Origin of the sequence: Streptosporangium sp. NPDC006007 (genome assembly GCF_040614315.1) — a bacterium.
GTDB lineage: Bacteria > Actinomycetota > Actinomycetes > Streptosporangiales > Streptosporangiaceae > Streptosporangium.
Genome location: NZ_JBEXUG010000076.1, coordinates 1 through 9341 on the forward strand (window position 1 = coordinate 1; position 9341 = coordinate 9341).

The 9341-nt window shown below is 71.2% G+C and carries 6 protein-coding genes; 4 read left to right on the top strand and 2 right to left on the bottom strand.

Features of this window, described 5'->3' with window-relative positions; translation table 11 throughout:
- Positions 1 to 239: 239 nt before the first annotated feature.
- Positions 240 to 1628: an NCS2 family permease gene (locus tag ABZ194_RS29670; RefSeq protein ID WP_355600324.1), complete on the bottom strand. Its 1389-nt coding sequence runs from the start codon at positions 1626 to 1628 to the stop codon at positions 240 to 242.
- Between the two features lie 33 nt (positions 1629 to 1661).
- Positions 1662 to 3896 (bottom strand): molybdopterin cofactor-binding domain-containing protein, encoded by a 2235-nt coding sequence (locus tag ABZ194_RS29675; protein WP_355600325.1) that lies wholly within the window; start codon positions 3894 to 3896, stop codon positions 1662 to 1664.
- Positions 3897 to 4293: 397 nt separating this feature from the next.
- On the opposite strand from ABZ194_RS29675, the gene ABZ194_RS29680 reads away from it, so the two are divergent.
- The 4 genes from ABZ194_RS29680 (at position 4294) to ABZ194_RS29695 (ending at position 9250) form a co-directional block, all read left to right on the top strand.
- Positions 4294 to 5586, top strand: a complete 1293-nt coding sequence (locus tag ABZ194_RS29680) for a helix-turn-helix transcriptional regulator (protein ID WP_355600326.1) — start codon at positions 4294 to 4296, stop codon at positions 5584 to 5586.
- A 219-nt stretch (positions 5587 to 5805) separates the two neighbouring features.
- Positions 5806 to 6411: a copper resistance CopC family protein gene (locus tag ABZ194_RS29685; RefSeq protein ID WP_355600327.1), complete on the top strand. Its 606-nt coding sequence runs from the start codon at positions 5806 to 5808 to the stop codon at positions 6409 to 6411.
- A 16-nt stretch (positions 6412 to 6427) separates the two neighbouring features.
- Complete coding sequence (locus ABZ194_RS29690; protein WP_355600328.1) at positions 6428 to 8476, top strand: cytochrome c oxidase assembly protein; 2049 nt, start codon at positions 6428 to 6430, stop codon at positions 8474 to 8476.
- A gap of 357 nt (positions 8477 to 8833) precedes the next feature.
- Positions 8834 to 9250, top strand: a complete 417-nt coding sequence (locus tag ABZ194_RS29695) for a hypothetical protein (protein WP_355600329.1) — start codon at positions 8834 to 8836, stop codon at positions 9248 to 9250.
- Positions 9251 to 9341 lie beyond the last annotated feature (91 nt).

A 9341-nucleotide genomic window follows, 5' to 3' on the forward strand; every position in this document is an offset into this window, starting at 1 on the left:
GGGTGTCTTGGAGTGACAGTCCTCTTCTACAGCAGCTCCGCTGTCTTGTTCACAGGCCTTGACGAACAGCCCCCACGCCTAACTGAACGGCGTTGCCTCTAGGACCACTCCTCACCGGGTCAGGTGTCCTCCGCGGCGCCGGAGCGGCGAGCGGTGGCACCGGCCTGATCCGCCCCGCGCCGCCGGGCGGCACGACCCGGTGAACGTCCCCGGACACGCCACCGGACGGGCCTCGGACGCTAGGCGAGGCCCCGGGCGAACATCCCCTGGAGGGCCTCGATCGCGAAGTACGCGGCGAAGACCGCGGTGACCACCCAGAGCAGCCAGGGGATCTCCCGGCCCCGGCCGGCCGCCGCCTGGATGACCGTGTAGGAGATCACCCCGGCGCCCACGCCGTTGGTGATGCTGTAGGTGAAGGGCATCAGCGCGATCGTCAGGAACGCCGGGACGGCCAGGGGCAGGTCGTCCCAGGGGACGTTCCTGGCCTGCGTCATCATCAGCGCGCCGACCAGGACCAGCGCGGGGGCCGCGGCGGCGGCGGGCACCACCGAGGCGATCGGGGTGAAGAACAGGGCCAGCACGAACAGGCCGCCGGTCACCAGGGCGGCCAGACCGGTCCTGGCCCCCTCGCCGACCCCGGCCGCCGACTCCACGAACACCGTGTTCGCCGAGGCGCTGGAGAGGCCGCCGACCGTCCCGGCCACCCCGTCGACGGTCAGGACGGCCCCCAGCCGGGGCACCCGGCCCTCCGCGTCGATCAGGCCCGCCTCGTCGCTCACCCCGATGATCGTGCCCATCGCGTCGAAGAACCCGGAGAGCACCAGTGTGAACAGCACGACCGTCGCGGTCACGGCTCCGGCGCGGCCGAACCCGCCGAACAGGTCCACCCGGCCGATCAGCCCGAGGTCCGGGAGCGCCACCACCCCCTCCGGCACCCGGGGCACCACGACCCCCCACTCCCCGGGCTCGATCCTCGCCACCGAGTCGACCAGGATGGCCAGCACGGCGGTGACCCCGATGCCGATCAGGATGGCCCCCCGGACCTTGCGCACGTAGAGCACGATCACCAGCAGCAGGCCGAAGCAGAAGATCGCGACCGGCCAGCCGGTGAGATGTCCCGTCCTGCCGAGCTGTACCGGCGTCCCCGTCCCCTTGGCGACGAACCCGGCGTCCACCAGACCGATCAGCGTGATGAACATCCCGATTCCCACGCTGATCGCGTGTTTCAGCGCGAGCGGGATGGAGTTCATGATGAGCCGGCGCAGCCCGGAGATCGCCAGCACCACGATCACCAGGCCCTCCAGCACGACCAGTCCCATCGCCTGCGGCCAGGTCATGTGCGGCGCCGCCTGGTAGGCGACCACCGCGTTCAGCCCCAGCCCCGCCGCGACGCCGAACGGCGCGTTGCCCACCACCCCCATCAGCAGCGTGCTCACCGAGGCCGCGGTGATGGTCGACGCGGTGAGCTGCGGGATCGACAGCCTCGCCCCGGTGACGTCGACGGCCCCGCCCAGGATGATCGGGTTCAGCAGGATGATGTAGGCCATCGCCATGAACGTGGTGATACCGCCCCTGACCTCGCGGCCCACCGTCGAGCCCCGCGCCGACAGCTCGAAGAACCGGTCCATGCTCCCTCACCCCTTACCGGGGGTGATCGGTTCCTACCCCCTCAGCGCGATGTCATGGGGCCGGATGGGCACCCGGGGCAGCGGCAGGCCGGTGGCCGCCCGCACGGCCGCGGCGATCGCGGGGGTGGAGGAGAGCGTGGATGGCTCTCCCGCGCCGCGCAGGCCGTAGGGGGCGTGCGGGTCGGGGTTCTCCAGGATCGACAGCCACATGGGCGGCACGTCGAGGATGGTGGGGATCAGATAGTCGGTGAACGACGGGTTGAGCACCCGTCCCCCCACCACCTGGATCTCCTCCATCAGCGCCAGCCCCAGCCCCTGCGCCGATCCGCCGTGGATCTGCCCCTCCAGCGCGAGCGGGTTCAGCGCCCTGCCCACGTCCTGGACGGCCGCCAGCTCCACCACCTTGACCAGGCCCAGCTCCACGTCCACGTCGACCACGGCCCGGTGCACGCACAGGGCGAGCTGGGTGTGGGAGTCACCCCGCCCGGTGAGGCGGTCCATCGGAAAGGTCGGCCGGTGACGGTACTCCCTGGTCTCCTCGACCGCCCCGGCCCGTTCCAGCGCCTCCTCCAGCGACGCCCCTCCTGCCCGCAGCCTCTCCAGCCGCTCCCGTACGGCCTCGCACGCCGCCTTGACCGCGCCGCCGGTGACATAGGACTGGCGGGAGGCCGACGAGGAGCCCGCCGAGCCCACCGCCGTGTCGGCCCGCGCGACCGTCACCCGGTCGATGCCCAGCTCGGTCCGGGCGATCTGCTCCTGGACCGTGACCAGCCCCTGGCCCACCTCGGCCGCCGCGGTGTGCACCAGCACGTGCGGCTCGCCGCCGAGCAGCTCCACCCTGACCCGTGCGGTGGAGTAGTCGTCGAACCCCTCCGAGAAGCAGATGTTCTTGATGCCCACGCCGTACCCGACGCCTCGCCGTACCCCCTCGCCGCGGGTGGTCCGCGCGACCCCGCCCGGCATGTCCAGCGGGCCGGTGCCCCGCGCGGCGGGCAGCGGCGTCGCGGCGAGCTCCCGGAGCATGTCGGCCAGCGGCGCGGGGGAGTCGATGACCTGTCCGGTGGCCAGCGTCGAACCCTGGGAGACCGCGTTGCGGACGCGGATCTCGACGGGGGACAGGCCGCACGCCTCGGCGAGCCTGTCCATCTGTGACTCGTAGGCGTAACAGGCCTGCACCGCGCCGAAACCGCGCATCGCCCCGCAGGGCGGGTTGTTGGTGTAGACGCCGTAGGCGTCGATGTGGACGTTGGGCACCTCGTACGGCCCGACCCCGAGCGAGGCGGCGTTGCCGACCACGGCCGGGGACGAGGAACAGTAGGCGCCGCCGTCGAGCAGGATCTCCGCCCTGACGTAGAGCAGTCTGCCGTCGCCGGTCGCGCCGTGCTCGTAGCGCATCCGGGCCGGGTGCCGGTGCACGTGGCCGAAGAACGACTCCTCGCGACTGTAGACGATCTTCACGGGGCGGCCGGTGCGGAGCGCCAGCATGCAGGCGTGCACCTGCATGGACAGATCCTCCCTGGCGCCGAAGGCGCCGCCGACCCCGGCCAGCGACAGCCGTACCCTCTCCGGTTCCAGGCCCAGGCACGGTGCGATCTGATCGCGATCCACGTGCAGCCACTGGGTGGCGACGAACAGGTCCACCCCGCCGTCCTCCGCCGGTACGGCCAGCCCGGACTCGGGGCCGAGGAACGCCTGGTCCTGCATGCCGACCTCGTACTCCCCGGTGACCACCACGGGGGCCTCGAAGTCGGAGCCCACCCTGACCGGCTGGTGGCGCAGCACGTTGCCGCGCTCGTGGACCACCGGGCACGACGGGTCGAAGGCGGCCCGGCGCGGGTCGGTGACCGCCTCGCGGACCTCGTAGTCCACCACGATCGCCTCGGCCGCCCGCCTGGCCGACTCGGGATGGCAGGCGGCGACCAGCGCCACCGGCTCCCCCTGATAGCGGACCTGGTCCATCGCCAGCACCGGCTGGTCCCTGAGCTCCAGGCCGTGGAACTTGGCGCCCGGCACGTCCTCGTGGGTGAGCACCGCCAGCACCCCCGGCATGGCGAGCGCGGCCCCGACGTCGACGGAGCGGATCCAGGCGGACGGGTGGGGGCTGCGCAGCGTCACCCCCCAGACCATGCCGGGGAGGTACAGGTCGGAGGAGTAGGCGAACTCGCCCGTCACCTTCAGCGTCCCGTCGGGGCGCGGGGCGCTCCCGCCGACACCCCGCCCCTGTGCCCGCCGCCGCTGTTCCCGCCGGATCTCGATGCCGCTCACCACAGCAGTACATCAGCCGGGCCGGGGGCGGAGCGTCGTGGACACGAGGGGAGTCGTCGACACGGCCCGCTACGTTATCCACCGGGTTGAAGAGCTCACCGGTGCGACCCCTCCACGACGGCGGACCGTGTCGACCTGATTTCTCGCTTTACACGCGGACTGACCTACCTGCTAGTCGGGGTAGCTCCAGCCCGCCCGGTGCTCCACCTGGACGTGCAAAGAATACTGACTCACGGCCTGCGAGGGGGCAGACGAATCAGCGCTTGCGGTCGTAACATTACTTGCGGCGGCAATTGCGGCCGTAAACAGAACGGCGAGGGCAGACAAAGCAAGGCGTTGGCGCACGGGGGGGCTCCTGTCGTGGGTTCTGCTGCTCGAACGATATCTTTCAAGGGGTAACGTGGCTGGTCAAGACTTGGTGGGGCAACGCATCAAGACCGTCCGTCGTCAACGTGGTCTTTCCCAAGCGCAGCTCGCTCATCCGGAGCTATCCGACAGCTATGTCTCTCTGATCGAGAGTGGCAAGCGTACTCCTACGCCCGCCGTTCTTGAGCTGCTCGCCGAAAAACTCGGCTGTTCCCTCACCTACCTGATCAACGGTGTGACGGCCGAGCAGATGCAGGAGATCGAGCTCGGGCTCGGCTACGCGCGGCTGGCCATGGAGAACGGCGAGGTCGGCGAGGCGCGCACGCGCTACGCCGAGCTGCTCGCGGACAACGGCCTCGCGGGCCTGCCTCAACTCAGGCAGGACGCCGAGTACGGCCTGGCCCTGGCCACCGAGGCGTGCGGCGACCTCGACGGGGCGATCGACCTGCTGAACGGGTTGCGCCGGAACGACTCGGCCGCGATGACGCCCGAGCGTCACGTCGCCGTCGCCGTCGCGCTCTCCCGGTGCTACCGCGAGCGGGGCGACCTGGCCCAGGCGGTGAAGGTCGTGGAGCAGATCCTGGGCGGCGCGGTGCGACCGGCCTGGACCGACGGGCTGATCAGGCTCGGCGCCCAGCTGCTGGCCGCCTACGTCGAGCGCGGCGACCTGCTCAGAGCCCGTCAGTTCTCCGCCGAGCTGCTCGCCGCGGCCGAGGCGCTCGGCATGCCGCAGGCCCTCACCCTGGCGCACTGGGGCACGGCCATCGTCGCGGTGGAGAGCGGACGCGGCGACGAGGCGATCCCGCACGTCGAGCGGGCCCTCGCCATCCAGTCCGAGTACGGCGAGCCCCGCCGTCAGGCCCGGCTCCACAACGACTACGCCCAGGTCATGCTGACCGTGCGGCCCATGCAGGCCGGTTCCTGGCGCGACCTGCTGGTCAAGGTGGAGACCGAGCTGTCGGAGAGCTCGGCCAACCCGATGGACAAGATGCGCTGCGCGATGAACCTCGCCCGGGTGGAGCTGCTGCTCGCCAACCCCCAGCGGGCGGGAGAGCACATCAAGGCCGTCTGCGACATGCTCGACGGGATGCCCAAGCCGCTGCAGATGGAGGCACGCCTGCTGCACGGCCAGACCTCCGCTGAGCTGGGCGGCCAAGAGCTCGCCCTGCGGGAGCTGGAGGCGGCGGCCGAGGCTCTGGAGCAGCTGCCCGCCACCCGCTACACCGCTCACGCGTGGCTCACGGCAGCCCGGGTCTTGGAACGTATCGACGAGCCGGTTCGCAGTGTGGACGCCTATCAACGGGCTCTCGCCTGCGTGGGGTTGTAGATCGACAAGGTGTTCGCGGGGCCGGAGGCGGGCGGGAACCGCCTCCGGCCTGGACCGGGTCCCCGCGTCTGACAGCCGGTCTAGACCAGTGCCGGAATGGCGCGGAGCCGGCGTCCGGGCCCGGCGGGCCGGAAACGGCCCTTGGAACGGTCCTTGGGCACGGTCATCGGGGCGGGGAGGTAGGGACCGCGTGGCGGCGTCGGTAGCCTTGAGGGTGCCATGAAGACTTCCCCTGTCGCGGTGGTTCTCGCGCTTCTCGTCACCCTCGTCCTCGGCACGGCATTCGCCTCGCCCGCTCTCGCCCACGACACGCTCCAGAGCAGTGACCCTGCCAAGGGCGTCCAGGTCGAGAGCCTGCGGGAGGTGAGGCTGACCTTCACCGCCAAGATCCGCTTCCCGGCCGTCGTCGTGCGCACCTCGGACAACACCGCCTACCAGGACGGCAAGCCCGCCGTCGACGGCCGGGTGGTCACCCAGAGGGTCAAGGGCGACCTGCCGCCGGGCGGATACGTCATCGCGTACCGGGTGGTCTCCTCCGACGGCCACCCGATCGAGGGGGAGATCCCCTTCACCCTGACCGCGGCCCCTTCGCCGTCCGGGACCGGCGCCCCCTCGTCGGACCCCTCGAACCTCTCGGAACCCTCCGCCGAGCCCGTGCCGGCCGCCTCGGAGTCCGCCGGCCCCCCTGCCGCCGCGGCCCAGGGCTCCGATCAGCCGGAGTCCTCCGGCGTCGTGCCCAGTTGGATGTGGCTCATCGTCGGCGGCGTGACCGGCGTCGGCATCGGCCTGTTCTTCAGCATGCGAAACAAGAGGCAGCAGCCGTGAACGGGGTGGAGCAGCCGTGAGCAAGGTGGGGCGGACCACGCGGACCACGCGGACCACGCGGACCGAGCAAGGCGGAACCGGCCGTACGGTGAAGCTGGCACTCGCGGGCGCGGGGGTGGCCGTCGCCGCACTGGTGATCGCCATGATCGCCGGAGGCGCCGCCACCCCGCGCATCATCCCCGGCCTGCCCGACGAGGGCACGTTCACCCGCTGGGGCCTGCCCCTGTCCAAGCTGGTGCTGAACACGGCGGGCGTGCTGACCGCGGGCACGCTGCTGGCCGCCACGGTTTTCCTCCCCAGCGACAAGGGACTGCTGGGGAGGACCGCGCTCACCTACGTCAAAGCCGCCTCGTGGCTCGCGCTCGTCTGGGCCGCGGCCGCGGCGGCGACGATGATGTTCAGCCTCTCCGTCGCCCTCGGCCTGCCCGTCATCGAGGTGCTCGGCGGCAACGAGCTGACCAGCTTCGCCAGCCAGGTCTCCAATGGAATCGCGCTCACCCTCGTGGTGCTGTTCGCGGTGGCGGTCGCCCTGTTCGCCCGAGGGGCGATCACCGTGGGCGCGAGCGGCGGCTTGCTGCTGCTCGCCCTGGCCACCCTGCTCCCCCCCGCGCTCACCGGTCACGCCTCCTCCTCGCCCAACCACGACCTCGCCACCACCGGCGTGGCGGTGCACCTGATCGTCCTCGCGCTCTGGGTGGGCGGCCTCGCCGTGCTCTGCGCCCACGCGCTGCGCGGGGAGCCGTCCCTGGAGGTCGCCGCCACCCGGTTCTCCGCCATGGCGCTGTGGTGCTTCATCGGCGTCGGGCTGTCGGGCCTGTTCAGCGTCGTGGCCAGGCTCACCTCGATCTCCGAGCTCTTCACCTCCGCCTACGGCCTGCTGCTGCTGGCCAAGACCGCGACGTTCGCGGTGCTCGGCGCCATCGGCTGGTGGCACAGGAAGCGGACGCTGCCCCGGCTCGCCGCCGGTGTCCCCAGGGCGTTCGTCCGGTTCGCCTCCGTCGAACTGCTCGTCATGTTCGCCACGGTCGGCCTGGCCGTCGCGCTCGCCCGCACCGCCCCGCCGCCGGGTCTCCCGGGCGACCGGGCATTCGAGGTGCTGGGCTACCCCATGCCGCCGGAGATCTCCCTGTCCACTCTGACCTCGCTCTGGTGGTTCGACCTTTTCTCGGGCACCCTGATCGTCCTGCTCGGCGGGCTCTACCTCGCCGGGGTCGTACGGCTGGCCCGCCGCGGCGACTCCTGGTCCTGGGGCCGTACCGCCGCGTGGTTCACCGGCGTGCTGATCCTGCTCATCGCCACCCAGAGCGGTGTCGCCCGCTACGCCAAGGTGCTGTTCAGCGTGCACATGGCCGAGCACATGACGCTGTCCATGCTGGTGCCGATCTTCCTGGTGCTCGGCGCCCCCGTCACGCTGGCTCTGCGTGCGCTCAGACCCGCCGCCCGCCGGGGCGACCGGGGGCCGCGTGAGTGGCTGACCACGATCCTGCACAGCGGGTTCGTCCGCTTCGTCGGTCACCCGGCGATCGCCACCGCGATCTTCGTGGTCTCCACCTACGCGCTGTACTTCACCCCGTTGTTCGCCGCCGCGATGGCCGAGCACCTCGGCCACATCGCCATGACGGTGCACTTCCTGCTCAGTGGGATCCTGTTCTTCTGGGTGATCATCGGCGTGGACCCGGGCCCCCACAAGGTGCCCCACGTGGCCCGGCTGATCATCCTGTTCGTCACGATGCCGTTCCACGCCTTCTTCGGCATCGCGCTGATGAGCATGGGAACCCTGCTCGCCTCCCAGTGGTACGACCAGCTCGGCCGGACCTGGGGCGCGTCCGCGATCGCCGACCAGCAGACCGGCGGCGCCATCGCCTGGGGTTTCGGTGAGATTCCGACGCTGATCGTGCTGATCGCGCTGGCCCTGCAGTGGTGGCGGGACGACGACCGCAAGGCCCGGCACGCCGACCGCCGGGCCGACGCCGCCGCGGCCCGCGGCGGCGGCAGCGGCGACGCTCGGCTCGACGCCTACAACGACTACCTGGCCAGGCTCAACAGGCACGACCGCGCCGAGTGACCCGGCCCGTACCCCCGTGACCCCGTACCCCCACGACGCCGTAATCCCGTAACCCGCGATTTCCCGCTCCCGCCCCCACCCCGCGACCGTGATCCGGGACGGGCGGCAGAGGCCTGGCGTGCTCTGCCGAGTTGCCCGGCGAGCGGCTCCGCGGCGCGGTGGAAAGTGGCTCCGGCGCCACGGCCTTCTATCTTTCTATGTCGAGGCAGGCACCTGCCGGTAGCCTGGAAGCCAGGGGGGTCTGGCATCACCGCAGCGGGTGGGTATCGGGTCATCGAGTGCCACGCCCACGCACGTACGGGTCACGTGTTCGGTCGGGGGGCCGGTGGCTGCCATGTGCGGCAGGAGGGTTGAGCAGTGACCAAGCAACTGCGCATGCGTGCGGGACACAGCCTTGCCCAGGCTCTCGAAGAACATCTGGCCGAATGGTCGGAGAGCACCGGGGTCACCGTCGAGATCTGGGCGCTGCCCGGCCGTGACGTGCCCGCCAGGATCGCCCGGGCCGTACTGGCGACCCTGGGGGAGTCGCTGTTTAATGTCGAACGGCACAGCCGGGCGACCGTGGTCTCCGTCGCGGTGACCCTGGGCCCCGCCGGGTTGCGTATGACGGTGAGCGACGACGGCGTCGGTTTCTCCGGGCCGGCCACCGGGCGCGGCGTCACCGCCATGAGAGCCCATTTCGCCGACGTCGGCGGCACGCTCAGCGTCAACGGTGTTCCGGGAGAGGGCACGACCGTCACCGGTGCGGTGCCCAGGAGCCGGCAGGGCCGCTAGTGTCCTGCGCCTGAGATTCGTTGGCAGAAGCGGGCGAGGGAGTCGAGAATCTCTTCGGCCGTCTTGGTCCAGATGAATGGCTTGGGGTCGG

Coding starts and splice junctions, on each gene's coding strand:
- ABZ194_RS29685 (WP_355600327.1), top strand. CDS start 5,806: ATGAAGACTTCCCCTGTCGCGGTGGTTCTCGCGCTTCTCGTCACCCTC.
- ABZ194_RS29670 (WP_355600324.1), bottom strand. CDS start 1,628: ATGGACCGGTTCTTCGAGCTGTCGGCGCGGGGCTCGACGGTGGGCCGC.